Source organism: Amycolatopsis sp. NPDC048633, assembly GCF_040650695.1.
Classification (GTDB): domain Bacteria; phylum Actinomycetota; class Actinomycetes; order Mycobacteriales; family Pseudonocardiaceae; genus Amycolatopsis.
In genome coordinates, this window is record NZ_JBEZHS010000006.1 from 94,742 (window position 1) to 120,576 (window position 25,835).

The 25,835-nt window shown below is 69.4% G+C and carries 28 protein-coding genes and 1 riboswitch; of the genes, 15 read left to right on the plus strand and 13 right to left on the minus strand.

Annotation, left to right across the window (positions count from 1 at the left end; translation table 11 throughout):
* A riboswitch (SAM riboswitch) is annotated at positions 1-134 on the minus strand.
* A gap of 136 nt (positions 135-270) precedes the next feature.
* Positions 271-1,251 carry a DNA polymerase III subunit delta gene (gene holA / locus AB0C38_RS14690; protein ID WP_360672175.1) on the plus strand — a complete coding sequence of 327 codons (981 nt, stop codon included), beginning with the start codon at positions 271-273 and terminating at the stop codon, positions 1,249-1,251.
* A 73-nt stretch (positions 1,252-1,324) separates the two neighbouring features.
* On the opposite strand, the gene rpsT is transcribed toward holA, so the two are convergent.
* On the minus strand, positions 1,325-1,585 hold the full coding sequence (gene rpsT / locus AB0C38_RS14695; protein WP_360672178.1) for a 30S ribosomal protein S20: 261 nt from the start codon (positions 1,583-1,585) through the stop codon (positions 1,325-1,327).
* 354 nt (positions 1,586-1,939) lie between these two features.
* Here rpsT and AB0C38_RS14700 point away from each other — a divergent pair, with 354 nt between their 5' ends.
* Both AB0C38_RS14700 and AB0C38_RS14705 read left to right on the plus strand, forming a co-directional pair.
* Positions 1,940-2,803 (plus strand): DMT family transporter, encoded by an 864-nt coding sequence (locus tag AB0C38_RS14700; protein ID WP_360672181.1) that lies wholly within the window; start codon positions 1,940-1,942, stop codon positions 2,801-2,803.
* 23 nt (positions 2,804-2,826) lie between these two features.
* On the plus strand, positions 2,827-3,201 hold the full coding sequence (locus tag AB0C38_RS14705) for a VOC family protein (protein WP_360672184.1): 375 nt from the start codon (positions 2,827-2,829) through the stop codon (positions 3,199-3,201).
* Here the strand turns inward: AB0C38_RS14705 and AB0C38_RS14710 are convergent.
* The gene (locus AB0C38_RS14710) at positions 3,198-3,818 is read right to left on the minus strand and encodes a class I SAM-dependent methyltransferase (RefSeq protein WP_360672186.1); all 621 of its coding nucleotides are present in this window, start codon (positions 3,816-3,818) and stop codon (positions 3,198-3,200) included. The two genes, AB0C38_RS14705 and AB0C38_RS14710, sit on opposite strands and share 4 nt — an antisense overlap.
* Before the next feature lie 115 nt (positions 3,819-3,933).
* Between AB0C38_RS14710 and lepA the strand changes: the two genes are divergently transcribed.
* Both lepA and AB0C38_RS14720 read left to right on the plus strand, forming a co-directional pair.
* The gene (gene lepA / locus AB0C38_RS14715) at positions 3,934-5,775 is read left to right on the plus strand and encodes a translation elongation factor 4 (protein ID WP_360672189.1); all 1,842 of its coding nucleotides are present in this window, start codon (positions 3,934-3,936) and stop codon (positions 5,773-5,775) included.
* A gap of 132 nt (positions 5,776-5,907) precedes the next feature.
* Positions 5,908-6,477: a Uma2 family endonuclease gene (locus AB0C38_RS14720; protein ID WP_360672192.1), complete on the plus strand. Its 570-nt coding sequence runs from the start codon at positions 5,908-5,910 to the stop codon at positions 6,475-6,477.
* Positions 6,478-6,484: 7 nt separating this feature from the next.
* Here AB0C38_RS14720 and AB0C38_RS14725 read toward each other — a convergent pair whose 3' ends face one another.
* Together AB0C38_RS14725 and AB0C38_RS14730 are read right to left on the minus strand one after the other, a co-directional pair.
* Positions 6,485-7,054, minus strand: a complete 570-nt coding sequence (locus AB0C38_RS14725; protein ID WP_360672195.1) for a PH domain-containing protein — start codon at positions 7,052-7,054, stop codon at positions 6,485-6,487.
* 26 nt (positions 7,055-7,080) lie between these two features.
* On the minus strand, positions 7,081-7,527 hold the full coding sequence (locus AB0C38_RS14730; RefSeq protein ID WP_360672198.1) for a pyridoxamine 5'-phosphate oxidase family protein: 447 nt from the start codon (positions 7,525-7,527) through the stop codon (positions 7,081-7,083).
* 354 nt (positions 7,528-7,881) lie between these two features.
* On the opposite strand from AB0C38_RS14730, the gene AB0C38_RS14735 reads away from it, so the two are divergent.
* The 4 genes from AB0C38_RS14735 to AB0C38_RS14750 all read left to right on the plus strand — a co-directional run bounded on the left by AB0C38_RS14735 (position 7,882) and on the right by AB0C38_RS14750 (position 12,460).
* Positions 7,882-8,607: a Crp/Fnr family transcriptional regulator gene (locus AB0C38_RS14735; RefSeq protein ID WP_360672201.1), complete on the plus strand. Its 726-nt coding sequence runs from the start codon at positions 7,882-7,884 to the stop codon at positions 8,605-8,607.
* Between the two features lie 22 nt (positions 8,608-8,629).
* A complete protein-coding gene (locus AB0C38_RS14740; RefSeq protein WP_360672204.1) occupies positions 8,630-9,598 on the plus strand; it encodes a hypothetical protein in 969 nt (322 codons plus the stop codon).
* Positions 9,599-9,603: 5 nt separating this feature from the next.
* The gene (locus AB0C38_RS14745; RefSeq protein ID WP_360672206.1) at positions 9,604-11,691 is read left to right on the plus strand and encodes a hypothetical protein; all 2,088 of its coding nucleotides are present in this window, start codon (positions 9,604-9,606) and stop codon (positions 11,689-11,691) included.
* Positions 11,692-11,809: 118 nt separating this feature from the next.
* Positions 11,810-12,460: a hypothetical protein gene (locus AB0C38_RS14750; RefSeq protein ID WP_360672209.1), complete on the plus strand. Its 651-nt coding sequence runs from the start codon at positions 11,810-11,812 to the stop codon at positions 12,458-12,460.
* Positions 12,461-12,487: 27 nt separating this feature from the next.
* On the opposite strand, the gene AB0C38_RS14755 is transcribed toward AB0C38_RS14750, so the two are convergent.
* Positions 12,488-14,260 carry a family 20 glycosylhydrolase gene (locus AB0C38_RS14755; RefSeq protein ID WP_360672212.1) on the minus strand — a complete coding sequence of 591 codons (1,773 nt, stop codon included), beginning with the start codon at positions 14,258-14,260 and terminating at the stop codon, positions 12,488-12,490.
* A gap of 107 nt (positions 14,261-14,367) precedes the next feature.
* Between AB0C38_RS14755 and AB0C38_RS14760 the strand changes: the two genes are divergently transcribed.
* From AB0C38_RS14760 to AB0C38_RS14770, 3 genes are read left to right on the plus strand one after another with little or no spacing between them, the layout of a single operon-like run.
* Positions 14,368-14,877: a MarR family winged helix-turn-helix transcriptional regulator gene (locus tag AB0C38_RS14760; RefSeq protein ID WP_360672215.1), complete on the plus strand. Its 510-nt coding sequence runs from the start codon at positions 14,368-14,370 to the stop codon at positions 14,875-14,877.
* A 60-nt stretch (positions 14,878-14,937) separates the two neighbouring features.
* Positions 14,938-15,294: a nuclear transport factor 2 family protein gene (locus AB0C38_RS14765; RefSeq protein ID WP_360672218.1), complete on the plus strand. Its 357-nt coding sequence runs from the start codon at positions 14,938-14,940 to the stop codon at positions 15,292-15,294.
* A gap of 18 nt (positions 15,295-15,312) precedes the next feature.
* Positions 15,313-16,362, plus strand: a complete 1,050-nt coding sequence (locus AB0C38_RS14770; RefSeq protein ID WP_360672221.1) for a nitronate monooxygenase — start codon at positions 15,313-15,315, stop codon at positions 16,360-16,362.
* Here AB0C38_RS14770 and AB0C38_RS14775 read toward each other — a convergent pair.
* From AB0C38_RS14775 to AB0C38_RS14785, 3 genes are all read right to left on the minus strand, one after another.
* The gene (locus AB0C38_RS14775; RefSeq protein WP_360672224.1) at positions 16,359-17,825 is read right to left on the minus strand and encodes an amino acid permease; all 1,467 of its coding nucleotides are present in this window, start codon (positions 17,823-17,825) and stop codon (positions 16,359-16,361) included. The genes AB0C38_RS14770 and AB0C38_RS14775 overlap by 4 nt on opposite strands.
* 93 nt (positions 17,826-17,918) lie before the next feature.
* Positions 17,919-18,962, minus strand: coding sequence for an alpha/beta hydrolase (locus AB0C38_RS14780; RefSeq protein WP_360672227.1), 1,044 nt, complete (start codon positions 18,960-18,962; stop codon positions 17,919-17,921).
* Positions 18,963-19,098: 136 nt separating this feature from the next.
* Positions 19,099-20,064 (minus strand): zinc-binding dehydrogenase, encoded by a 966-nt coding sequence (locus AB0C38_RS14785; protein ID WP_360672230.1) that lies wholly within the window; start codon positions 20,062-20,064, stop codon positions 19,099-19,101.
* A 59-nt stretch (positions 20,065-20,123) separates the two neighbouring features.
* Here AB0C38_RS14785 and AB0C38_RS14790 point away from each other — a divergent pair, with 59 nt between their 5' ends.
* The 3 genes from AB0C38_RS14790 to AB0C38_RS14800 are packed head-to-tail and all read left to right on the plus strand — an operon-like array spanning position 20,124 to position 21,162.
* Positions 20,124-20,327, plus strand: a complete 204-nt coding sequence (locus AB0C38_RS14790) for a hypothetical protein (protein WP_360672233.1) — start codon at positions 20,124-20,126, stop codon at positions 20,325-20,327.
* An 11-nt stretch (positions 20,328-20,338) separates the two neighbouring features.
* Positions 20,339-20,797 (plus strand): ribonuclease domain-containing protein, encoded by a 459-nt coding sequence (locus AB0C38_RS14795; RefSeq protein WP_360672236.1) that lies wholly within the window; start codon positions 20,339-20,341, stop codon positions 20,795-20,797.
* On the plus strand, positions 20,794-21,162 hold the full coding sequence (locus AB0C38_RS14800) for a barstar family protein (RefSeq protein WP_360672239.1): 369 nt from the start codon (positions 20,794-20,796) through the stop codon (positions 21,160-21,162). Before AB0C38_RS14795 ends, AB0C38_RS14800 begins: the two co-directional genes overlap by 4 nt.
* An 89-nt stretch (positions 21,163-21,251) precedes the next feature.
* On the opposite strand, the gene AB0C38_RS14805 is transcribed toward AB0C38_RS14800, so the two are convergent.
* The 5 genes from AB0C38_RS14805 to cysD all read right to left on the minus strand — a co-directional run bounded on the left by AB0C38_RS14805 (position 21,252) and on the right by cysD (position 25,824).
* Positions 21,252-22,025, minus strand: coding sequence for an enoyl-CoA hydratase family protein (locus AB0C38_RS14805; protein ID WP_360672242.1), 774 nt, complete (start codon positions 22,023-22,025; stop codon positions 21,252-21,254).
* 85 nt (positions 22,026-22,110) lie between these two features.
* On the minus strand, positions 22,111-22,740 hold the full coding sequence (locus AB0C38_RS14810; RefSeq protein WP_360672245.1) for a cyclase: 630 nt from the start codon (positions 22,738-22,740) through the stop codon (positions 22,111-22,113).
* A 167-nt stretch (positions 22,741-22,907) separates the two neighbouring features.
* On the minus strand, positions 22,908-23,645 hold the full coding sequence (locus tag AB0C38_RS14815; protein WP_360672249.1) for a CbiX/SirB N-terminal domain-containing protein: 738 nt from the start codon (positions 23,643-23,645) through the stop codon (positions 22,908-22,910).
* The gene (locus tag AB0C38_RS14820; protein ID WP_360672252.1) at positions 23,642-24,904 is read right to left on the minus strand and encodes a GTP-binding protein; all 1,263 of its coding nucleotides are present in this window, start codon (positions 24,902-24,904) and stop codon (positions 23,642-23,644) included. The genes AB0C38_RS14815 and AB0C38_RS14820 overlap by 4 nt, the downstream gene beginning before the upstream one ends.
* Entirely contained in the window at positions 24,904-25,824 is a 921-nt protein-coding gene (gene cysD / locus AB0C38_RS14825) for a sulfate adenylyltransferase subunit CysD (protein ID WP_360672255.1), read from the minus strand. The genes AB0C38_RS14820 and cysD overlap by 1 nt, the downstream gene beginning before the upstream one ends.
* Positions 25,825-25,835 lie beyond the last annotated feature (11 nt).

Consider the following 25,835-nt stretch of genomic DNA (forward strand, 5'->3'; position numbering starts at 1 on the left):
TCCTCATCTGCCCCGCCGAAGCGGGCCGGAATTGGCACCGTGGTCGTCAGCTATCCCGCGATCGCGGGATGACAGGCTGTACGCCGGTTGCCGGGGCTTCGTCGGGCCGTTCCCTCTGCCCCTCTGGATGAGCGGTATTCAGTTGTCGGCGCGCACCAGAACGAGCGCTGCCTCGAAGACACCGTACGACATGACGCTCGAGCCGTGCCACGGTGCCCGCTCGACATCACCGGAGCGGGCGCACGACACCGCAAGTGAGAGGATCCTCGGGTGACCGCGCAAGCCACCGCCCCGGCCCCGCTGCTCCTGGTCCTGGGTGAGGAAGAACTGCTGATCGAGCGCGCCGTCCGTGAGGCGCTCACCGCGTCCCGCGCGATCGACGCCACGGCCGAGCTGACCCGCGTCCGGGTGTCCGATCTCACAGCCCCCGAGCTGGCCGAACTCGTCAGCCCGTCGCTGTTCAGCGAAGGCCGCGTGATCGTCCTGGAGTCGGCGCAGGACATCTCGCAGGAGCTGGCCGACGCCGTGGCGTCCTACCTGAAGGACCCGGCGGACGGCATCGTGCTGGTCGTCGTGCACACCGGCGGCGGCCGCAGCAAGGCGGGCAAGTCGCTGCCGGCCGTGCTGAAGAAGGCCGGCGCCGAAATCACCGAGTGCCCGAAGCTGACCAAGCCCGCCGAGCGGGAGCAGTTCGTCCGCCACGAGGTGCGCCGGGTGGGCGGCAAGATCGACGCGGCCGGGGTCGCCGCGCTCCTCGAGGCAGTGGGCTCCGACCTGCGGGAACTCTCCTCGGCGGCGACGCAGCTGGTGGCGGACGCCGGCGGGACCGTCGACGCGGACGCGGTCCACCGCTACCACCGCGGCCGGGCCGACGTCACCGGGTTCGCGGTGGCGGAGAAGGCCGTGAGCGGTGACCGCTCGGCGGCGCTGGAGTCGCTGCGCTGGGCGATGCAGCTGGGCGTCCCACACGTCCTGGTCGCGGACGCGCTGGCCGACGCCGTTCGCACGATCGCCCGCGTCTCGGGCGCGGGCCGGGGCAACCCGAACCAGCTGGCCGGCGAGCTGGGCATGCCGCCGTGGAAGATCCGCAAGGCCCAGGGCCAGTCCCGGGGCTGGAACCAGGACGGCCTGGCGACGGCGATGCGGGTCGTGGCGAGGCTGAACGCCGAGGTCAAGGGCGTGGCGGCCGACCCGGGCTACGCGCTGGAGCGCGCCGTCCTCCAGGTGGCGGCCGCCAAGGGCGACCGCTGACCCCGGGCATGAAGAAAGCCCCGGCCGGAGCCGGGGCCTTCTTGGAAAATCAACAGCCCAGAAATCAACCAGCTCAGAGCGCGTTGACGCGCTTCGCCAGCGCCGACTTCTTGTTGGCGGCCTGGTTGGCGTGGAGCACGCCCTTCGAGACGGCCTTGTCCAGCTTCTGGGCGGCGTCGCGCTGCAGCTCGACGGCCTTGGCCTTGTCGCCGGCCTCGGCGGCTTCGCGGACCTTGCGGATCGCGGTCTTCACCGAGGACCGGATCGCCTGGTTGCGCAGACGCGCCTTCTCGTTCGTCGTGATGCGCTTGATCTGCGACTTGATGTTGGCCATAGGGCAACTCCTGGTTCACTCGGGTGAGATTCGCCGCCGCGCTCAAGTGGCCCCGCTCGAAAGAGCGGGTTTCCTCCATGACGGAATGCCGCACGGCAACGAGCGACAACTTTAACAGCCCGGCCCGCGACCCCCGCCGCCGGGATCTGCGCGGTGCCGATCACCAGGAGTACGGTGGACGCCGGTAGTGCCTAGGGTTCCGTCGCCGGTCCGCGCACCGCACCACACAACCAGGACCGGTGGGCCTGGTCCGAGCGGCACCATCGGCGGGTCCGGAAGACTTGCCGTTCATCTGACGGGGCAAAAGCCTGGAGGACCCGGTTTTCGCGCGCGCGAAAACCCGTAAGGGGTCCCATGAACACCACCGCACTGTCCTTCGTCCTCATCGCCGCCGTCGTGCACGCCGCGTGGAACCTGGCCGCCAAGCGGATCTCCTCCGGTGGCACCCAGTTCGTCTGGCTCTACTACACGGCTTCCGCGGTCGTGCTCCTGCCGGTGACGGTGGTGCTGTTGGTCGTCGAGCCGCAACGTCCACAGTGGAGCTGGCTGGTGGCGGCCGTGGTCACGTCGGTGCTGCACATCGCCTACGGCATCGTGCTGCAGCGCGGATATCGCGTCGGCGACCTCTCCGTCGTCTACCCGGTCGCGCGGGGCACCGGGCCGCTGCTGTCGGTGCTCGCCGCCGTCCTCGTGCTCGGCGAACGGCCCGGCTGGCTCGGCCTGGTCGGCGCATTCCTGGTCATCGCGGGAGTGCTGGTGATCAGCACGGGCCGGAAGGACGGCCCGGTGGCGGGGCGCCGCGCCGGGATCGTCTACGGCCTCCTGACCGGCGCCTTCATCGCCGGCTACACCCTCTGGGACGCGCACTCGGTGACCGGCCTGGGCGTGCCCCCGGTCGTCTACTTCGGCCTCGGCTCGGTCCTGCAGAGCGTGATGCTCGTGCCCGGCGCCCTGGCCGGCCGCGCCGAGGTGACGCGGATCTGGCGCGAGCAGCGCCGCGAGGTGCTGGTCGTCGGGCTGCTTTCGCCGATCGCGTACATCCTCGTGCTGTTCGCTCTCACGATGGCGCCGGTCAGCCTGGTCGCGCCCGCCCGGGAGCTGAGCATCGTGCTCGGCGGCCTCGCCGCCTGGCTGGTGCTGGGTGAGCGTGACGCCGTGCGGCGGCTCGCCGGGTCGGTGATCGTGCTCTCCGGCATCGCCGCGATTGCGGCCGCCTGAGCGCGTCCGGTAGGGATGGTCGGATGGAAGTCCTGAAGAGCCGGCTGCTGATCCGCCCGCGCGACGTCGACGCGACGACGGCGTTCTACCGCGACACCCTCGGCCTGGCTGTGGAGCGTGAGTTCCCCGGCGGGACGGTGTTCTTCCTCGGCCACGGTTCCCTGGAGGTCTCCGGCCGGGGCGAGACGGGTTCGTCGCCCGACCTGGTGCTCTGGGTGCAGGTCCGGGACCTCGCCGGCACCCTGGCCGACCTGAAGGCGAAGGGCCTGGAGCCGGTGCGGGACGCCCAGCGCGAGCCGTGGGGCCTCGACGAGGCCTGGATCGCCGATCCGGACGGCACGCGGATCGTGCTGGTCGAGGTGCCCGAAGGTCACCCGATCCGCACGGACACCCGCTAAGCGGGCTTGACGGCGCGCAACTGCGCGGCCAGCGCGGCGAAGCCGGGCGGTTCCCAGGTCCAGGTCTGCAGGTCGGCGAAGCCCGCTTCGGCGGCTTCGTCGGCCAAGACGTGCCTGCTCACGGGCAGCTCCTTCTCGTGCGCGGACAGCAGCAGGCGTCCGCCGGGGCGCAGCACCCGGACCAGCTCGGCGAACCCGGCCGCGCGGTCGTCCCAGAGCATGACGTTGTTGACGGTCAGCACCACGTCGACGGACTCGTCGGGCTCGCCGGTGTGCGCCGCCGACCCCTCGCGCAGTTCGACGCGGTCGCCGCACCGCTCGTGACACAGCGCGAGCATTTCGGGCGAGGGGTCGATGCCGATCACGCGCCCGGCCAGCCGCGCGGCGGCGTCCAGGCCGACGCCGGGGCCGGGTCCGACGACCAGGACGGTCTCGTCCGGTTCGATCTTGGCCAAGTCGACGATGCGGTGTTCGGTGGCGGCGTTGCCGCGCGCCATCACCCAGCCGCCGAGGCGGCCGAGGGCTCCGGAAGGGTGACCGAAAGCACGGTCGAGGACGCGGCCGAAGCCGCCTGGATCCGGCTGGGGAGGTGGTGCCGGCTGGTGCGAAGTGCTCATACTTCGAGGGCACCACGGATCACGTGGGCTCGCATCGGGGATGACCCCCACCCGCACCCGGAGCGCCATGGGAGCATAGAGGTGGCCATCCCCGACTTTCCGAGGACTCATTCGAGTGACGACGTTCGCCGACACGACCTTCACGCCTCCGGAGCTCATCCGGAACTTCTGCATCATCGCGCACATCGACCACGGCAAGTCCACCCTGGCCGATCGCATGCTGCAGCTCACCGGCGTCGTGGAAGAGCGGGCCATGCGCGCGCAGTACCTCGACCGGATGGACATCGAGCGCGAGCGCGGGATCACCATCAAGGCCCAGAACGTCCGGCTGCCCTGGCAGGTCGACGGCCAGGACCACGTCCTGCACATGATCGACACCCCCGGCCACGTGGACTTCACCTACGAGGTCTCCCGGGCGCTGGAGGCGTGCGAAGGCGCTGTCCTGCTGGTCGACGCCGCGCAGGGGATCGAGGCGCAGACGCTGGCCAACCTCTACCTCGCGCTGGAGAACAACCTCCAGATCATCCCGGTGCTCAACAAGATCGACCTGCCCTCGGCCGACCCCGACAAGTACGCGGGTGAGCTGGCCCACATCATCGGCTGCGAGCCGGACGACGTCCTGCGGGTCTCGGCCAAGACCGGCATCGGCGTCGGCGCGCTGCTCGACGAGGTCGTGAAGTCGGTCCCGGCGCCGCAGGGCGACGCGGACGCACCGGCCCGCGCGATGATCTTCGACTCGGTGTACGACACCTACCGCGGCGTCGTCACCTACATCCGGGTCGTCGACGGCAAGATCACGCCACGCGAGCGCATCAAGATGATGTCCACCGGCGCCACCCACGAGCTCCTGGAAGTCGGCATCATCTCGCCGGAACCGAAGGCCAGCAAGGGACTCGGCGTCGGCGAGGTCGGCTACCTGATCACCGGCGTGAAGGACGTCCGCCAGTCGAAGGTCGGCGACACCGTGACGTCCGAGCGCCACGGCGCGAAGGAAGCACTGGCGGGATACCGCGAACCGAAGCCGATGGTCTACTCCGGACTGTATCCGGTGGACGGTTCCGACTACCCCGAGCTGCGCGAGGCGCTGGACAAGCTCCAGCTCAACGACGCCGCGCTCGACTACGAGCCGGAGACGTCGGTGGCGCTGGGCTTCGGCTTTCGCTGCGGCTTCCTCGGCCTGCTGCACCTGGAGATCACGCGCGACCGGCTCGAGCGCGAGTTCGGCCTCGACCTGATTTCCACCGCGCCCAACGTGGTCTACGACGTGGTGCTGGACGACGGCAAGGAAATCCACGTCACCAACCCGTCGGACTGGCCGACCGGCAGCAAGATCGACAAGGTGCTGGAGCCGCTCAGCAAGGTCAGCATCCTGGCGCCGTCGGAGTTCATCGGCACGATCATGGAGCTGTGCCAGAACAAGCGCGGCCAGCTGCTCGGCATGGACTACCTGTCCGAGGACCGGGTCGAGCTGCGGTACAACCTGCCGCTGGGCGAGATCATCTTCGACTTCTTCGACACGCTGAAGTCGCGTACGCGCGGCTACGCGTCGCTGGACTACGAAGAGGCCGGCACGCAGGCGGCGGACCTGGTCAAGGTGGACATCCTGTTGCAGGGCGAGGGTGTGGACGCGTTCTCCGCGATCGTGCACAAGGACGACGCCTACGCCTACGGCAACCGCATGGTGAACCGGCTCCGTGAGCTGATCCCGCGGCAGAACTTCGAGGTGCCCATCCAGGCGGCCATCGGTGCCCGGATCATCGCCCGCGAAACGATTCGCGCGATCCGCAAGGACGTTCTGGCCAAGTGCTACGGCGGTGACATTTCGCGGAAGCGCAAGCTGCTGGAGAAGCAGAAGGAAGGCAAGAAGCGAATGAAGACCGTGGGCCGGGTCGAGGTCCCGCAGGAGGCCTTCGTCGCCGCACTGTCCACTGAGGACTCGGGCAAGAACAAGAAATAAGTGTCGCAGTGATGTGACAGTGGCGCCCATATTCACGCCTCCGCGTGAATATGGGCGCCGAACCCGTGTTCGATGCGGTTTCTGTCGGTGCTCTCTGGTGTGCTCTGGTGCGAAGAGCGAAAGGAGAGCACCATGACGGTCATGGCAGACATCGAGCATCCCGCCGATTCGGGCCCCCTGACGGTGCACGACCTCGACGGGATGCCCGACAGCGGCCGACGATATGAACTCATCGACGGGGTGCTCATCGTGACCCCCGCACCTGGTCTGAGACACCAGACGATCGGGTACCGGCTCTATGGTGTGCTCGACTCCGCGTGCCCGCCCGAGTTTTACGTCGTCGGGGCGCCGTTCGCGGTACATCACGGTGACAAGATCGAGCTACAGCCGGACGTTCTGGTCGGCCGGGACGAGGACTTCACGGAGAAGGATCTCCCGGTGCCACCGGTACTGGCCGTCGAAGTGCTGTCGCCGAGCACCGCGGTCCACGACCTCAACACCAAGAAGGCGGTCTACGAGCGGCTGGGCGTGGCCGCTTACTGGGTGATCGATCCGGTCGAGCCCGCGCTCATCGTGTTCGAACTGGACGAAGACGGCCACTACCAGCAGGTCGGCAAGGCGGCCGGTGACGAACCGTTCGAGGCCGAGCGGCCGTTCCCGGTGCGGATCGTGCCGAAAGAACTGCTGGGCCGGCTCGGCTGACCGCGAGTCAGCGGATGCGGGGCGTGCCGCGGAGCTGGGCGTGCAGCTGCCGGTTCCGCAGCTCCTTCCGGAGCCGGTCGACCACCGCGTCGAACAGGGCCGGGTCGAGGATCGCCGTCTGCTCGAACTGCCGCCTCTGCGGTGGCGCGGGCGCGAGCCGGCCGCGGGGTGCGTACCGCTGCACCGAGCTCTCGACGCCGCCGCCGGTGACCAGGTCGAGCCAGAGCGCGTCGCGCAGGTAGCCGTCGCCGAAGCGGGCCGAACGGCGGACGTTGACGTCGGCGATCTGCGACCACGGCACCACTCGCGTGCTGAGCGTGCCCGCGGGGATGCGGACGCCTTCGTCGCCGACGGTGAGGTCCTGCAGACCCTCGAAGCCGCGCTTGAGCATGCGGGCGCGAGAGGCGCGGAAAGCCACGACGGCGATGAGCACGGTCGCCGCGTAGGCGCCGCCGACCAGCCACGGCGAGAGGTCACGCACCAGGCCGGAGACGAGCGCCGCGCCGAAGCCGACGTCGGCGACGAGGAGCACGCCGACGAGGACCTTGACGGGCGTCGTGACACGGGTGGAGGACAACGGAACGACTCCTGGGGCCGGGCGGATCAGGGGTTGCCGATGATCCGGTCGGCCGTCACGAACACCGCGACCCGCCGCTCTTCGGCCATCACGCGGTCGTACTGGTCCCAGTCGTCGTGGGTGCCGGTGGCGGCGACGAAGACGTCGCGCAGGAGCTTCGGCAGGCCCGCGGCGTCGAAGGCGGGGTCGGGATCGTCCGGCCCGACGAGGTGGGTGGCGCCGGTGACGGAGACCCAGTTCCAGCCGCGGCGGAAGGTCACGGTGGCGTGCCCGGCTCGCCGCAGCAGCGCGAGCTTGTGCGCCCGTCCGACGGCGACGTACGCGACGCCCGGGGCGCCGGTCACCGGGTCCGCGAAGACGCCGGCGTTGACGACGGAGGAGTGGATGGTGCCATCGCCCCGCGTCGTGGCGACGGTGGCCAGGCCGTTTTCCCGCAGCGACAGGGTGCGAACCTGCTCCAGATCAACGCTCATGGCCACAACCTAACCCGCCGGGCGAACCGGGTGGTCCGGTTTCACCAGGTGGAGTGCGGCGCTCACCGTCCGCACAGTCCTGCGAGGTCGCCGCGCGGGCGCCGGACCACTGTGCCATGGCTGCACCACCGGCGAAAGCACCCCCCCCCGCGTCAGACAGGTGTACTGACCCCATCGCGCTTACGCCGGTCCTTTGGCGACGTGCGGCGCAGCCTGAGGCCTCACCCACACAGCCTCAAGATGATGGCCCACGGTGAGCGGCTACGGGTGGTCACCTGCGACCGGACCGGACATTCGAGTGATCACATGCCGGTGCCGCTCCGTTCCCGCTAGTCGATGACTAGACATGAGGTCATGCCCACTCCCGGCCGGTCCCCGCGTCCACGTGGTTTCCGTGCGCTTGTCCCGGCACAGGCCTGGGCGACGCTGGCGCAGCAGGGTGTCCGGGCGCACCATCAAGCCCGAGAGTATCTGCTACACCAAGGAGCTCCAGGCGGTTGGGTGTACTTGTGTCTGTCCGGCAGAGTCAAAGTCGTCTACGCCGAGCCCGACGGTCGTGAACTCATGCTCGCAGTCCGTGGACCTGGCGACGTGATCGGTGAACTGGCGACTGCGGACAGCGGTTTCAGATCGACCTCCGTCCAGACGATCGAGCCTGGCATCACCTCTAAGCTGCCGGACCAGCGGTTCGACGAATTCGTCGAACGCCTCGGGCTCGGGCAGCAGTTGAACAGCTACATCCTCGGCAAGTTGCGGGAAAGCGCGACCCATGCCTGGCAACTCGCCCATCGCACCACGCCGGCTCGGCTGGCGGCCTTGCTTCTCTCCGTCATCAAGGCTGCAGGTCCGGACCATCCCCGAGCAACGACAATTGCGATGTCCCAGGAGGAATTGGCTGCGGCCCTCGGGCTGGCCCGCTCGGCGATCACACCGGTCTTGGCTGAATGGAAAGCCGCAGGATGGATCAGGATCGCGCGAGGGAGCGTCGAGGTCACCAACCTCACGAAGATCGCATACGTCGCTGTGTCCAGTTCTGGACAAACTGTCAGTGAATCGCAGGCAACCTTGGTCCCACCGTGACCGAAACACTAGAGGAGCTGTGGTGGGGCCGATTCTCCAAGAAGACAGTACGACCGTGGGACGATACGTCGGAGTGCTCGCAGTCGATGTCCGTGAGTTCAGTAAATACAACAATGACCAGCAGAAGGCCATCGTCGCCTTGCTCCCGGAGATCATGCAGCAGGCCGCGATGCGCGCCCGTGTCGAACATCTGTGGCAGCAGAACGAGTTCCTCGCGCCTAGGGGAGACGGCTACCTCGTCGGCTTCAGTCGTGACCTGCTCAGTGCCGTAGTCGACAAGTTCTTCGACGCGCTCCAGGTCGAACTGCGCCTGAACTCCCCCCGGTTCCGCAGCCGCGGCATCGAGGTCCGGCTGCGGGCCGCGGTGGACCTGGGGCCGGTCCACGCTTTTGACGCCGGCGTCACCGACTCGCCCGCTGGGAGTGTCATGGTCAACGCCGTTCGTCTGGCCGACTCGCAGGAGGTCAGGGCATTGCTCGAACACTCGGACCCGGTCGTCACGTTCGTGGCTAGCGCCGTCTCGCAGTCGGTTATGAAGGACGTCGTATCGGCAGGGCGGACAGTGCGCCGGCCGAGCGAATTCGTCGAAACGTCACTACGGGTACCAGGAAAGGGCTTTTCGGAAGTGGGGTACCTGCGCGTCCCCGCCCCATCCGGCGAGTTGCTCCGGTCGGGCCTGCTGTTCGACGAGAGCACAGCGGACGAATCGCCAGCAGCAGCGCCCAGGGTCGATGATCCGGACACGGATGACCTCAACCAGGAGACGAACTTCGAAGCCGGCCACGACGTGTCGGGCGATGTTCAGCAGAGGTCGGTGCGAGACGTCAGCGGAGGCGTCTCGGTGACTGGCGACAACAACGTTACGGCTGGCAGGGACCAGACAACGCACAATCAGGACTTCTCGGGCACCTTCCTGACTGGCGCTGACGCCAACTTCGGCCCGGCCAGCAGCCATCACTCCGCCACTGACGACAGCGCTCAGAAGCGGTGAGGCCAGTGACCGGCGAACCCGACGTCGACAGCTTCGGCATGCTCGAGCCGCTTCCTGCTGCATCCCCCCTGGCTTCACAGCAGGTCCGAGCGGCCGCGTTGGCTCTCACAGTCCCTTCAGTCGCGGGACGTGAAAATGCGACGGCCGGACGTGACCTCAGCATATTGAGAATCGAGAACTACTACGCGCGCGGAGAAGCCCTGGAATGGGGCAGCCGCGCCCAGACCCGCCCGCGGCGGGGACGCGGACTTCAAGACCGCGAGGCCCTCCGGCAACTCGCAGACAAGTACGTCGGCCCTCCGGGGCTGCTGCCCGAGCAGGCGGCCGAGGGTACACGGACGGCCTTCGAAATCCTCCGCGATGAACGGCTTCTGGTCCTCTCCGCACCCGAGGCCGATGCCGGCCAGTTCGCGGCTGGCCTGCGGCTGGGCTACGAGCTGCAGCGGAATGATCCGGACCTTGTTGTCCGCGAGGAGCTCATCGACGAAGATTTCCAGCTGAGGGCCGAAGACATGCTGAGTGTCCACGAGCGTGCCGTGGTTCTCGTGGACATGCGCGGTCCGGGCGGTGAGCTCCAGCAGGTGCAGTGGGCGCTGGTGGAATTCGCCCGCGAGCTCGAACAGCACCGAAGCTACCTGATCCTTATCGTTCCACACGACCAGATCCGCAAGTTCGGCGAACGCCTCCCCGGTCGAGTGCACGAGCTGGGAAAGCCTTCGTCTGTCGAGGTCTTTACGCGTTACTTGACCGTGCTCGATGCGGCGGGACTCGCTACCGCCGAGACGCAGGTTCGTCTCGAACGGATGTGGCCACCGCAGGTGAAGGAGCTTGCCGAAACCGTCGAGCGACGGGCAGGTCGCGGAGAGGACCCGGCCGAAGCGCTCCGCGACTCTCTTCTCGGGCAGAAGATCGATCTGCGCGGGGAAATTGGGAAGCACCAGGAGGCGGGCGACTCGGAGTGGCTCGCACTGCTGCTGGCCGTCGCGGTGCTGGAAGGATCGGCGCCGGAGCATATTGTGAACGCCGCCGACGCGATGCTGAAGAAGAACAAGCTTAAAGTGGAGGAGCGGGTACCGCTGCTCCGCCCGAGTCCCTACGCCCGGCTGCGGCACCTTGACATTGAACCGTTCGACGCTGAAACCCGGGAGTTCCAGCAACCTGGCTTCGGCTTCGACGTGCTCCAGCATTTTTGGCGGGAACACCGTGGCCTTCACGACTCGATGCTGTCGTGGATCGGCGAGATACCACGGAAGTTCGCGGATCTGACGGGCGAAGATCTGGAACGCATCGCGGACCGCAGCGCAGAGCTGGCGGTCGGAGCCGGCTACCAGATCGCCCTCAAACTCGCGGAGCAGTGGACGGCGAAGGGCTCGGAGGGGACCACCTCGCTCCAGACCTCGGAGTCACGATACCGGCGTTCGATCGCGGTACGCTTGCTTATGACAACGGCCACGGACACGTCGTTGGGACCGCCGATCCGTAACCGACTGCTCAGCTGGTCCAAGGGTGCCAACATTGATCTGCAGTTGCTTACCGCCGAGGTGTGCGGCGAACTCGGGACCGAGTTTCCCCGCATTGCGTTGACCCGCCTCAAGCACCTCGCTGGCTCGGAGCACGAGGAAGTCCGGGACGCGGTCCGGACGGCGGTGCACGGGATCGGCGCCAACCTCGGCGGCGCCCGGTTCCTGCGCTACCTGTCGGAGTGGTTTGATGAGGCGACCCCGGCACGGCTGCAACTGCTGTCTTCCAGTGCTTCTTTCGTGCTGAAGGAGCAGCTTGACGACCTGGACGCCGACACGACGTCGTCCTTCTGGAATCAGGCGCTCGACAAGCTGCCCCCTGAGGACCTTCGCCCGGTCGTGCGGACCTGGATCTACACAGCGGCCGCTGCCCCGGCCGAGCGGCGTCCTCTGATGGTTGAGCCGCTCGTCCAAGCGACCCGGTTCGAACCGCGGCGGATCGCGCAGTTGCAGTTCGCAAGCAGGATCCAGGGTATTCCCCTGGGACCGCTCGGTAATCACCCCGTGGATGAGGTCCTGTTCCAGCTGTGGACTCGGCTGGACGAGGTCGATCCCATCTTGCAAGCGGAGTGAGCACGTGACGGTACGAAGCAAACGTTGGCGACGCCGAGACGAACCGGAGGAGCACGCCGCCGTGGCAATACCGGAGCCGTCGACCGTCGCTGCGACCACTGGGCTGTCGTTGCCGAGCGTGGACGGTCGCCTGCGATTCACCGTCACCGTCTTTGTCGAGGCCCGGTGGGGCGGAGCCGCCCCGGCTCCGCCCGCCCTGCTGGACATCGCGCTGCACGGTGTTGCGAGGCGGGCTGACGACGTGGCTCGTCGCCATCCCTTGACAGCTCAAGAGCGGCTCCGCTACGGATTGAATGCCGACCTCCACCGCTGGGAGCAGGTGCCGGAAACGGGGGTAATGGCTCGCGGTCACTGCGTGTCGATTGACACCGACGCGGAACTGGTCGCCGCCGTGGCCGCGCGGGAGGAAGCCGCTCGTCATCAGCTGGTCGGATCTTGGGTGGAGGAGCAACGCGCACGGCGGACAGAGCGGATGAGCACGCTGCTCCTGGACCCGTTGCGCGCGACAGCAGCTTGGTTCCTGGAGAACCAGGACAAGCCAGAGCAAGTCGTGGAGACCGCCACCGAGTTCAAGAAACTGCAGGAAGTTCTGGCGCCCGAGCAGGGCCCTGACTCTGCGGGAGTGCTGCTTGACGAACTGCTGACGACGATCGATGAACCTGGTCGTTTGCGCGCACTGACCGTTCTCAAGAGGCTGCTCGCGGAACGCGACCGCCACGACCTCGCCGCCCGAGTGGTTTTTCCGGACGGCGATGCCGCGCAGTACTAGTGTTGTGTTCCGGCCCGGCCACCGGACTCAGCAAGCGCCGTTGTCGGTCCACACTCCCCACTGGCCCGTTGTTCCGGGCTCCTCGCCCTGCGTCCACCAGCCCGCCGTCCACTTGTGGCCGTTGTGCGACACCACGTTCCCGCCCGTGTACACCTGCGAAGCGCTCCAGGCCGGGTTCGCGCACGTGCCCGGGTTCGTCGTCCCTCCCGTGTCCCACGAAACCTGCGACGACCGGTAGAAGTTGATCGACTGCGCCACCCAGCGCGGGGCCTGGGCGCCCAGCCGGGTGCGGAACGCCGTCCAGTCGTGCGTCGACCACGGGGACCAGCCCAGCTCCGCGTGCGCTGCCAACCTGGGGAACGCCAGGTAGTCGATGTCCGCCGGCTTCGTCACCGTTTCCGCCCACAGCGGGGACTCCACCCCGCGGACCGCGGACTCGCCGACGCCCGACAGGTACGACCCCGGGTTCCAGCCGTACGCGTCCTGGACCTCGATGTACCCCGCCCACGACAGGCCGATCGGGCTCGAGCTGTTGTACTTCATGTCCAGGTACGCCTTGTTCGCCGGCGACAGGATCACCTTGCTGCCCCGGGAGACCGCCGTCGACACGCCCGCGTCCGACGTGGACGTCCCCCAGAACTGCGGCGACGCCGAAGCCGGCAACGTGGCCTTCGCGATGTCGTGCCAGCCCACCACCGACTTGCCCGTCGCCGCCACCAGCGGGAGCACCTTGTTCACGAACGTCACGTAGTCCGCCGCCGACGTCGATTGGGCTTCGTCGCCGCCGATGTGGAGGTACGGGCCGGGGGTCAGCGCCGCCAGTTCGCGCAGGACGTCGGCGATGAACGTGTACGTGATGTCCTTCGAGATGCACAGCGAGCTGTAGCCGACCGCCGTGTCCGTCCTCAGCGCCGGCGCCACCCCGTTGCAGTTCAGCTCCGCGTACGACGCCAGCGCCGCGTTCACGTGCCCCGGCATGTCGATCTCCGGGATGACCGTGATGTGGCGCGAGGCCGCGTAGTTCACGATGTCGGTGTACTGCGCCTTCGTGTAGTAGCCGCCCGCGCCGCCGCCGACCTGCGTGCTGCCGCCGTAGGTCGCCAGGCGGGGCCAGCTGTCGATCTGGATGCGCCAGCCCTGGTCGTCGGCCAGGTGCAGGTGCAGGTTGTTGATCTTGTACTGGGCGAGCTGGTCGAGGTACCGCTTGACCGTCGACACCGGGTGGAAGTGCCGCGCGACGTCGAGCATCGCGCCGCGGTAGCCGAAGCGCGGGTAGTCCACGATCGTTGCGCCCGGGACAGTCCACGGGCCCGTCTGCAGCGAAGGGCTTTCGACCCGGCCCGGCAGCAGCTGCCGCAGCGTCTGGACGCCCGCGAAAAGCCCGTCGGCCGTCTGGGCGCGCAGGGTGACCGAGGACGCGGTCGAGACCAGCTGGTAGCCCTGCGTACCGACGGATGCGGGCGCGCCGCTCAGCAGCAGCGCGATGCTGTCGGCCGGCACGGACGCCGGGGCGTCGGACACCGGCAGCGCGAAGCCGGTCGACGGCCGCAGCACGCCGGCCAGGTAGGTGCCGACGTCCTTGGCCGGCGCCGACCCGGCTTCGGTGACGATCTTCGTCGTCGAGACCAGCGGGAAGGTGACCCCGGCCGCCGGGGTCACCGAGACCGGCACGGGCACGATCGACTGCAGCGCGGGCGTGGCCGCCGCGGCCGGCGCCAGCTGGGCGGCGGCCGTACTGGCGCCGACCAGGGCCAGTACGGCGAGCGCGCGGCCGAGCCGCCGCGCGAAGGGAGTCTTCACCGGGGACCTCCTGGCGGGAAGGGCACGACATCGCCGTCGCACCTGCCCGGATCGTCGCATTTCCCGGGGCGATGGTCTAGACCAGAGTGGGTGGTTAAGCTCGCGTGGTGCCGCAAGACTTCGAGCCGGGATCGCCGTTCGCGCTGCTTTCCGGCGGCGAGACGGCCGTCTGGTACGCGTACATGAAGGTGCACCTCCGCTTGGAGTACGAGCTGAACCGGCAGTTGCGGGCGGACAGTGGCATCTCGCTCGCCGACTACCACGTGCTGGTCGCCCTGACGAGCGAGCCCGGCGGCCGGATGCGGGTCACCGACCTCGCGATCCGCATCGGCTGGGAGCGCAGCCGGCTTTCGCACCACCTGAAGCGGATGCGCGAGCGCGGTCTGGTGGAAACCGGCGCCCATCCCGAGGATCGCCGGGCCGTCGACGTCGTGCTGTCCGAGGCCGGCTGGGATGCGCTGCGCGAAGCCGCGCCGGACCACGTCGAGTTCGTGCGCAAGGCCTTCCTGGACGCGCTCGAGCCGGGCGAGATGGCGCGGCTGGCGACCTCGCTGGAGCGGGTCTACGACGCACTCGTCGAGCACGGCAGCCTGCCCCGGCCGGTGGACCACCCCTGATCCCGGTTGCGTGATGTTTCACGTAATGTGGCGGTCGAGAAAAGAGAAAAGGGGTGCGCGATGACGACGGTGGCCGAGCTGATGGAAGCCAACCTGCTCCAGGTCTTCAACGAACGTGACGACGAGCGACGCGCGAAGGCGATCGCCGCGACCTACGCGGCCAACGTCACGTTCGCCGATCCCGAAGGGGTGGCGAACGGGCACGGCGAGCTGGACGCCAAGGCCAAGGGCCTGCTGGACCAGTCGCCGGGGTTCGTGTTCGCCGCGGCCGGTCCGGTGCTGGTCAACCACGACCTGGGCCACCTGGCCTGGGCTTTCGGCCCGGAGGGCGCGCCGCCGGTCGCGCGGGGGATCGATGTCGCCCTCGTCGAGGACGGCCGCATCAAGAAGCTCTACACCATGCTGCTGCCGGACTGAGGCCGTTAGGGTCGGGGCATGTTCGACGAGCTGACGTTCCCGGTCATCGCCGCCCCGATGGCGGGCGGCCCGACCACGCCCGAGCTGGTCGCCGCGGTCACCGAGGCCGGCGGGTTCGGCTTCCTCGCGGCCGGCATGCTCACGCCGGCGGCGCTCGCCGCGCAGATCGACCGCACCCGCGAGCTGACCGGCCGGGACTTCGGCGTCAACCTCTTCGTCCCGCAGCCCGACACCGGCGCCGACATCAGCGCGCACCGAGAGCGGCTCGAGGCGTTCGCCCGCGAGTACGACGTCGAACTCGGCGAACCGAAGTGGGACGACGATGCGTACCCCGCGAAGCTGGACGTCGTGCTCGAGAAGCGCGTTCCCGTGGTGTCGTTCACCTTCGGGCCGCCTTCGCCGTCGGACGTGCTGCGCCTCAAGGAAGCCGGCAGCGCGGTCGTCGTCACCGTGACCACCCCGGAAGCCGCGCGGCGGGCCGCGGACCTCGGTGCCGACGCGCTCGTCCTGCAGGGCTTCGAAGCGGGCGGGCACCGGAGCCTGTTCACCGACGACGCGAACCGGCCCGGTGGCGGCGCCGAGTACGGCGTCCTCGCGTTGCTGCGGCTCGTCGCCGCCCACGTCGAGCTGCCGCTGATCGCGGCCGGCGGCCTGGTGCACGGCGCGGACGTCGCCGCCGTGCTCGCCGCCGGAGCCGTCGCCGCCCAGCTGGGCACGGTCTTCCTGCGCGCCGACGAAGCCGGGACGTCCGAGGCCCACCGCAAGGCGCTCGCCGTCGCCGAGCGCGAGACGGCGTTCACGCGGGCCTTCAGCGGCCGCCCGGCGCGCGGGCTGGTCAACAAGTTCATGGACGAGCTGTCCGAGGGCGCGCCCGCGGCCTACCCGCAGCTGAACAGCCTCGCCGGGCCGGTGCGCAAGGCGGCGGCGAAGGCCGGTGACCCGGAAGCGATCTCGCTGTGGGCGGGCCAGACCTACCCGCTCGCCTACGACGCGTCGGCCGCCGTCATCCTCGAGCGGCTGAAGGTCGAGGCGCGCGACGCCGCCGCCCGCCTCGACCGGATCCGCTAGTCCGTCTTTTCGACCTCACCGGGCACGCGGTTCAGCAGCGAGTGCCGCCGGCTGTAGAGGAAGTAGATGACCATGCCGATGGCGAACCAGATCGCGAACCGGATCCAGGTCTCCGGCTGCAGGAACGTGATCAGCCAGATCGAGAACACGATGCCGATCGCGGGCACCACCGGCATGCCCGGCGTCTTGAACGTCCGCTTCAGGTTCGGCTGCTTGTAGCGCAGCACGATCACCGCGACGCAGACGACGACGAACGCGAGCAGGATGCCGATGTTCGTCAGCTCCGCGGCCTCGCCGATCGGCAGCACCCCGGCGATGATCGCGGACGCGCCGCCGAGGATCCACGTCATCCGGCTCGGCACCTGGCGCTTCTCGTTCGTCTTGCCGAACCACGCCGGGAGCAGGCCGTCGCGGCTCATCGAGTAGCCGACGCGGGTGGCGCCCATCAGGAACGTGAACAGCACGGTGAGGATGCCGACGATCGCGCCGATCGCGATCACGGTGGCCAGCCCGTCGAGGCCGACCGACTTGAACGCCGTCGAGAAGCCGCTCTTCGGGTCGATCTCGGTGTACTTCTGCATGCCGGTCAGCACCAGGCAGGCCAGCACGTACAGCACCATCGAGATGGCCAGCGAGTAGAGGATCGCCTTGGGCATGTGCCGCTGCGCGTCCTTGGACTCCTCCGCGGCGGTGCTCATGGCGTCGTAGCCGAAGACGGCGAAGAAGACTGTTGCCGCGCCGGTCACCGCGCCGCCGAAGCCGGCCGGGGCGAACGGCGTGTAGTTGCCCGTCTTGACGTAGAAGAAGCCGACCAGGATGACCACCAGCACGATCAGGACCTTGATCCCGACCATCACCGTCTCGAACCGGGCGGCGCTGCGGATGCCGCGGTTGAGCAGGTAGGCGATCAGCAGGCACAGCAGCATGGCGAAGAGATCGACCTTGTGGCCGGGTCCGGTGCCGGGTGCGCCGAGCATCCAGGCGGGCAGGTCGAGGCCGAGCTGGCCGAGCAGGAAGCTGAAGTAGCCGGAGATGCCGATCGCCACCACCGCCACGATCGCGGTGTATTCGAGCAGCAGGTCCCAGCCGATGAACCAGCCGACGACTTCGCCGAGCACCGCGTAGCCGTACGTGTAGGCCGAACCGGCCTTCGGGATCAGGCCCGCGAACTCGGCGTAGGAGAATGCGGCCGCCGCGCTCGCGATGCCGGCGATGAGGAACGAGATCAGCACGGCCGGGCCGACACCGGGGATGCCGGCCGAGTCGTCGCCGTGCGCGACGCTGCCGGCGAGGGCGAAGATCCCGGCGCCGATGATGCCGCCGATGCCGATGGCGGTCAGCTGCCACAAGCCGAGGGTGCGTTTCAGGCCACCCGCTTCCGAGGTGTCCTGGATCTGGTCGATCGGCTTGCGCCGGAAGATGCCGGAGCTGGAACCGGAACCCAAGCCTCCTGGAGCGGACATCATCTTCTCCCGAACGTCGCGGTGGACGGGCCCGGATCACGGACCCAACGCCGGAACCTACCGCCAACTCCGAGTGAAGACAGTGTGAGCCGCTCAGCCTGCCGCGGTGTCTTCGCTCACGGCCTCCGACGCCGTCGCCGCGGCCCGCTTGGCCTGGGTGGTCCGGACCGCGCTCGCCGCGAAGTAGGTGAGCAGCTCCGCGATCTCCACCGGGTCGTCCAGCTGCGGGCAGTGCCCCCAGTCCTCGCGGACCAGCAGCCTGCTGTGCGGCACCAGCGTGTGCAGCTGCCGCCCGGACGCGGCGGTGACGAGCTTGTCCTTGCCGCACGCGACGACCAGCAGCGGCACCTTCACCGACTCGAGGCGGTAGGCGTCGGCCAGCTCCGCGACGAGCTGCCGGGCTTCTTCCAGCCGGTTCTTCGTCGCGCGGTAGTCCGGGAACAGCGCGGTGAAGCGCTGCACCTGCAGCGCGTCGGCCGCGCCCGAGTCGGCGTAGAGCAGCCGCGGGACGACCTGCTCGGCGACCTTGCGCACCAGGAAGCCCGGCACGGGGACCGGCAGCGCCGAGTACAGCCGCAAGGGGAACGGATAGCGGGCGACGGCCCGGATCAGCCACGAGTCGACGAACCCCGGCGCGGCGATCGAGACGACGCCGGAGATCGGGAGACGGCTGTTCTGGGCCGCGCGCAGGCTCATGGTGCCGCCGAGGGAGTTGCCGGCCAGCACGACCGAGCCGAGCACGGCCTGCTCGCGGACGACGGCGGTGGTGAACGCGTCGAGCTGCGGCAGCATCGGGCCGGGCCGCAGCGGCTGCGCGTCCCCGAACCCGGGCAGGTCGACCGCGATCGCCGGGATCCCGGCGGCCGCGAGCTGCTCCAGGGCGGGCCGCCACGTGTCGGCGCTGTCGCAGTAACCGTGCAGCAGCACCAGGCGCGGCGCGCTCGGCCGGACGTGGGGCGTGGCCGCGCGGCGACGCAGCGAGCGACGGGGGAGGTCCGGGTCCGGGGTGAGGTCCCCGACCTCCAGGACGCGGGTTCGGACGCCGGCGTAGCGCCGGAAGGAGACCCGGATCGGGTCCGGGTCGCTGGTGGACCGGCCGCCCGGTCCAGCCGAGGCAGGCCGCTTCGTCGCGGTCATGACTACAGATTAGCTTGCGAGCATTGGGTTTCGGTCGAATTCAGGTGCTAACGACCAGATCTCGAACTGAGTACGTTAAGGATTCACCAGATGCCGTGCTGGGCGGAACAACACGATCCGCCCAGCTCAGCGCCCTCTAACGGGTGAAAACGATCTTGCCGGCGGTGTCGCCGTCGAGCATCGCCTGGAACCCCTTAGGGGCCTCGGTGAAGGGCAGCTCGGCGCCGATCTGGGGCCGCACCCCGGTCAGGTCCAGGTAGGCGAGCAGGTCCGAGAGCTCGTCGCGGGTGCCCATGGTCGACCCGGCGACCCGCAGCTGGAGGAAGAAGACACGCTGCAGCTCCGCGCCCGCGTCCGGACCGCTGGTCGAGCCGGAGACCACGATGATCCCGCCCGGTTTGAGTGATTTGACCGAATGTGACCAGGTCGCCTTGCCGACGGTCTCGAACACGGCGTCGACGCGCTCGGGCAGCCGCGCGCCGGACTCGAACGTCTGGTGGGCGCCGAGGCTCGACGCGAGCGCGCGCTTCTCCTCGCTGCGCCCGGTCACCCAGACCCGGAACCCGGCCGCGCGGCCGAGCTGCACCAGCGCCGTCGAGACGCCGCCGGAGGCGCCCTGCACGAGCATCGTCTGGCCCGGCCGCAGCCCCGACTTCACGAAGAGCATCCGGTAGGCGGTCAGCCAGGCCGTGCCCATCGTCGCGGCCTCGGCGAAGCTGAGCGCGGCCGGCTTCGGGACGACGTTGCGCGCCGGCACGACGACCTGGTCGGCGAAGGTGCCCTGATGCTTCTCGGTGAGCAGCGTCCGCTTCGGGTCGAGGGTGTCGTCGCCCTGCCAGCCCGGCGCGTTGATCACGGAGTGGATCACGACCTCGGAGCCGTCGTCGAGGGTCCCCGCGCCGTCGCAGCCGAGGATCATCGGGAACTGCTCGGGCTTGATCCCGACACCCCGCAGCGTCCAGAGGTCGTGCATGTTGAGGCTGGCGGCCTTGACGTGCACCCGGACCCAGCCGTCCGGCACGTCGGGTTCGGGTCGCTCGCCGACGACGAGCGAGTCCAGGGGGCTGTCGGCGTTGGGTTCCTGCGCGTACACGGCGAACATGCTTGGCAACGTACCGCCCCAGGGGCGCGGGGGCAGCAGACCGCGCGTAGGCTCACACCGTGTTCAACGGGCTTGCCGACTGGTGGGACGGGGTTGAGCTCTGGCTCGCCCAGGCCTGGTTCCCGGTCCAGTTCGTGCTGGTCATGGTGGCCGTCGTGCCGCTGTGCCTGGCCGCCGCGTGGGTGCTCGACAAGCTCGTCGGGCTCTTCGCCCACTGGCTCGCTCCGGGGCGTGACGACGACCGCTCCGACACCCCGTCTTAGGCTGGCGCACCATGTTCAACCGAAGGCGGATCACCGCCGCGCTGATCGGCCTCCTCGTGCTGGTGCTGGGGGGCTGGCTGGTCAAGGACGCCGTCGGCGGCGACTCGCCGGTGTCCCCCGCCCCGAGCAGCTCGGCGAGCGCGCCCCCGAAGGGCTCCGCGGCCGTCCCCGGCACGGACTCCGGGCTGCCGGTCAAGGCGCTGTCGACCTTGCCGGCGCAGGCCGGCGACACGTGGAAGCTGATCGAAAAGGGCGGGCCGTACCCGTACCCGCGCAACGACGACGTCGTGTTCGAGAACCGCGAGAAGCGGTTGCCCGGCAAGAAGTCCGGCTACTACCACGAGTACACGGTGAAGACCCCGGGCAGCGCCGACCGCGGCGCCCGGCGGCTGATCACCGGGCAGGCGCACGAGGTTTACTACACCGGCGACCACTACTCGTCGTTCGTCGTCGTGGACCCGGTCCGATGAGCGACTCGGAGCAGGCGAAGGCCGCCGCGGAAGAGGCTTTCTCACGGGGCGCGTACCCGCACCTGGTGAACTCGCGGCCCACGGTGGACAAGGCCAGCACGCTGAGCGCGTTCGCCGAGGCACTGTCCTTTCCGGACTACTTCGGCCACAACCTCGACGCGCTGTACGACTGCCTGACCGACCTGTCCTGGCTGCCGCCGGGGGAGCACGTGCTGATCTGGCCGGGCTCGGACGCGTTGCGCAAGACCGAACCCAAGACGTACCTGGCGATCCGCAGCGTGCTCTCGGACGCGCAGCGAGCACTCGGGCCGAGCGGCCGCAGCGCCGGCTCGTGGCGGCTCACGGTGGTACTGCCGGACGCCTGAACGGCGTCCCAATATGGCCTTGGTTGCGTTGAACGCACCCAAGGGGCCCTTCGGTGCGTTGAACGCACCGAAGGCCACATTGGGGCGCTTCAGTCCTGCGGGACCCAGTTCGGCTTGCGCTTCTGGGCGAAGGCCAGGATGCCCTCCTGGCCTTCCTCACTCGCGAAGAACTTGGCCGACAGCCCGAGCATCTCCTCGAACCCTTCCGACGGCGTCGCCGGGCGGGGACGGCTCAGCAGCGCCTTCGTCTCCGCCAGCGCGTTCGGCCCGCCCGCCGCCAACGCCTTGACGAACCGTGCCACCTCGGCGTCCAGCTCGGAAGACGGCACCGCCGAGTTCAGCAGGCCGATCTCCACAGCTCGACGAGCGTCGAACGTGTCGCCCGTCAGGAACAGCTCGTGCGCCGCGCGGGGGTTCAACCGCGGCAGGACCGTCAACGAGATGACCGCCGGGACCACGCCGATGCGGACCTCCGAGAAGGCGAACGTCGCTTCCGGCACCGCCACCGCGATGTCGCACGCCGCCACCATGCCGATGCCGCCGGCGCGGGCGGGGCCGGCCAGGCGGGCGACCACCGGTTTCGGGCTGGTCCACAGCTGCTCGAGGATCTTCGGGAACTCGTTCACGCCCTGGTCGCCCGCGCCGGCGCCGCGAGCCTCCTTGAGGTCCATCCCCGCGCAGAACACCGGGCCCGCGTGGGTCAGCACGATCACCCGCACCGCGTCGTCGGCCGCCGCGGTGGCGAGCGAGGACGACAGTTCGCGGCGCAGCTGCGCCGACAGCGCGTTGCGGTTGTGGGGGGAGTCCAGGGTGATCGTGGCGGTGCCGCCCACCACGTCGTAGTGCACCAGTTCGTCAGCCATGACCGACACCTTCGCACATTCCCCGCACGTCACCGGTGTTACGCGGGCCACCCCGTGGGTGAGGCCCACGGGGTGGCCCGGACGGTCAGCCGATCGTCGTCGTGGTGAAGACCGGGCTGGGGTTGGGGAAGCAGGCCGTCGGCGCGGTGATGTCGCCGATGATGGTGCCCGCCACGGCCTTGAACGTCAGGCCGGGATCGCTGTAGCTGGTGCCGGACAGCTTCGTCTCGATCGTGCCCGACTGGCCCGCGGTCAGGTGGGCCGTGACGGTCGGCAGCTCGAACGTGGCGCCGCCCGCGATCGGGCCGGGGAAGCTCAGGGTCGCGACGCCGTCCGCGACGGCGATCGTCGGCGCGGTGTCGCCGAGGCCGGAGCCACCCGCGAGGTCCGCGCTGACGAAGGTGGAGTTCGCGGGGATCGGGAACTTCAGCGCGAACGTGTTGATGTTCTTGACGGTGTTCCCGCTGACCTCGCCCGGCACCTCGTTCGGCGCCGGGTCGATGACCACGTCGAACGCGCCGCCGGGCGCGACCGTGGCGGGCGCGGTGACGTCGGCGTCCTGGTTGAGCGACACCTGCTGCGGCCCGATGATCGGCGCGTCGGCCTGGCAGTCGAAGGCGATGGTGGTGGCCGCCGAAGCCGGGGCGGCGAGGGCGATCGGGAGGGCCGCGGCCGCCGTCAGGGCAGCCAGCCGGGAAAAGTGAAGCGCTTTCATCTGTATCCACCTACCTGCGGTTTTGGAGGGGAGGAAAGAGAGCCGCGCAGCGCTTAGATAGTTACCGGCAAGTTAACTAGCACGTCAAGGATTTACCATTCCCATGCGCGCAGGGTGACGACAAATGTGAATAAGACTCGCCTTACGGCGGTGGCGAGCGCGCTGAGCTAGGCGTATTGGCGGAGCAGCCCGCTCACCGCGGTGGCGTACCGGCTGATCACGACGTCGGCGACGCGGGGGTCGTCGGCCAGCGGCGCCGCGACGAAGGCGCGCGGATCCGCCTCGCGGGCCAGCCGCCCGATGCGGTCCGGCAGCAGGCCCGGCGCCAGGAACCACGAGGCGACGACCAGGTGCCGCACGCCGCGGGCCCGCAGCCGGGCGGCGGCCGCGGGGATGTCCGGCTGGGCGGCGGAAGCGAACGCCTCGCTCACCGGGACACCCAGCCGCTCCTCCCACCGCGTGGCCAGCGAGGCGACGACCGCGTTGGCGGCGGCGTTGGACGAGCCGACCGCGCTCAGCAGCACGCCCGTCCCCCGCCGGCGAGGCGCGGAAGCCAGCCGGTCCAGGGCCACCGCTTCCAACGCCGGGTCGGCGCCCAGGACGTCCGACACCTCGACGCGGAAGCCCGGGCACGAAGCCGTCACCGAGGAAATCAGGGCCGGCAGGTCGACCCGCGCGTGGAACGCGCTGCCCAGCAGCAGCGGCACCACGACGGCGGCCCGGTGGCCGGCCGCGGACAACGACCGCAGCACGTCCGTCACGTTGGGCGAAGAAAGGTCCAGGAAGGACTCGTGCACCGAAAGACTCGGCGCCTGCGCGCGCACGACGTCGACGAGCGCCCGCACGGTCGCGGCCGAGCGGGGATCACGACTGCCGTGCGCGACGGCGACCAGGGGCGGTGTCACGAGAAGCGCTCACCCACCAGGCCCGCGGCGAGGGTGTCGCCGTCCTTCGGGTCGATCACGAGGAACGCGCCGGTGCGCGGGCTGACGCCGTAGTCGTCGACGCCCAGCTCCTCGGCCAGCCGCAGCGTGACGAGCCCGATGTCGTTGAGCTCCAGCGTGCCCGGAGCGTCCACACTGGACAGTGCCTGCTCGTCGAACCGCGCGTGCAGCTCGCCGACCAGCGCCTGGACCGTGCGGGCGCCGTGCTTGACGAGCACGCGCGCGCCCGGCTTGAGGGGCTTCGAGGACAGCCAGCACAGCGTGCCGGTGATCTCGTCGGTGATCCGCGGCGGGGAGTCCGCGGCGGCGATCAGGTCGCCGCGCGAGATGTCGATGTCGTCGGTGAGCAGCAGCGTCACCGACGTCCCGGCGCCGGCCTCGTCCAGCGGCCCGTCGGCGGTGTCGATGCGCTCGATCCGGCTGCGGATGCCTTGCGGCAGCACGACGATCTCGTCGCCCGGCCGGACCGTGCCCGCGGCGATCTGGCCCGCGTAGCCGCGGTAGTCCGGGTACTCCGGCGTGCGCGGGCGGATCACGTACTGCACCGGGAACCGCAGTGCCCAGTCGTGCGGGTCGGGCGCGACCGGCACCTCCTCGAGGTGCTCCAGCAGGCTGGGACCGGAATACCACGGCGTGCGCGAAGAGCGCGTCGCGACGTTGTCGCCCTCCAGCGCCGAGACCGGGATCGCGAGCACCGAACCCTGGGGGTACCCCAGCGTTTCGGCGTGCGAAGCGAACTCCTTCGCGATCACCGTGAACACCGCCTCGTCGTAGTCGACCAGGTCGATCTTGTTCACCGCGAGCACCAGCTGCGGCACGCCCAGCAGGGCCAGTACCGCCGCGTGCCGCCGGGTCTGCTCGATGACGCCCTTGCGCGCGTCGACCAGCAGCACGGCCAGCTGCGCGGTGGACGCGCCGGTCACCGTGTTGCGCGTGTACTGCACGTGCCCGGGCGTGTCGGCCAGCACGAACGACCGCTTCGGCGTGGCGAAGTAGCGGTAGGCGACGTCGATGGTGATGCCCTGCTCGCGTTCCGAGCGCAGGCCGTCGACGAGCAGGGACAGGTCCGGTGTGGACAGTCCCTTGTCGACGGACGCGCGCGTGACGGCGTCGAGCTGGTCGGCGAGCACCGACTTGGTGTCGTAGAGCAGCCGGCCGACGAGTGTGGACTTGCCGTCGTCGACGCTCCCGGCCGTGGCCAGGCGAAGAAGCGAGCTCATCAGAAGTACCCCTCACGCTTGCGGTCTTCCATGGCCGCCTCGGACATCCGGTCGTCGGCGCGGGTGGCGCCGCGTTCGGTCAGCCGGGACGCCGACACCTCGGCGATGACGTCTTCGACGGTGGTCGCGGTGGACTCGATCGCGCCGGTGCAGGAGCCGTCGCCGACGGTCCGGTACCGCACGGTCCGCTCGGTGACCTCTTCGCCCGGCCGCGGGCTGCCCCACGGGCCTTCGGCGAGCCACATGCCGTCGCGCAGGTACACCTCGCGCTGGTGCGCGTAGTAGATCGACGGCAGCTCGACCTTCTCGCGGGCGATGTAGTTCCAGACGTCGGCCTCGGTCCAGTTGGACAGCGGGAAGACGCGGACCTGCTCGCCCGGGCGGTGCCGGCCGTTGTAGAGGTTCCACAGCTCGGGCCGCTGCCGCCGCGGCTCCCACTGGCCGAAGGAGTTGCGGAGGCTGAAGATCCGCTCCTTCGCCCGGGCGCGTTCCTCGTCGCGGCGGCCGCCGCCGAACACGGCGTCGAACTTGTGCTCCGAGATGGTGTCCAGCAGCGGCGTGGTCTGCAGCGGGTTGCGCATCCCGTCGGCGCGCTCTTCCAGGCGGCCGTCGTCGATCCAGTCCTGGACCTTCGCGACGACCAGGCGCAGGCTGTGGCGCTCGACGACGCGGTCGCGGAACTCGATGACCTCGTCGAAGTTGTGCCCGGTGTCCACGTGCAGCAGCGGGAACGGCACCGGCGCCGGCCAGAACGCCTTGATCGCCAGGTGCAGCAGCAGCGTCGAATCCTTGCCGCCGGAGAAGAGGATCACCGGCCGGTCGAACTCGCCCGCCACTTCGCGGAAGATGTGGATGGCCTCGGATTCGAGCGCGGCCAAGTTGTCCTGTGCCGCATCGGTAGCGGGCTCCAAGGTCGTCATGCGTCCCTTCC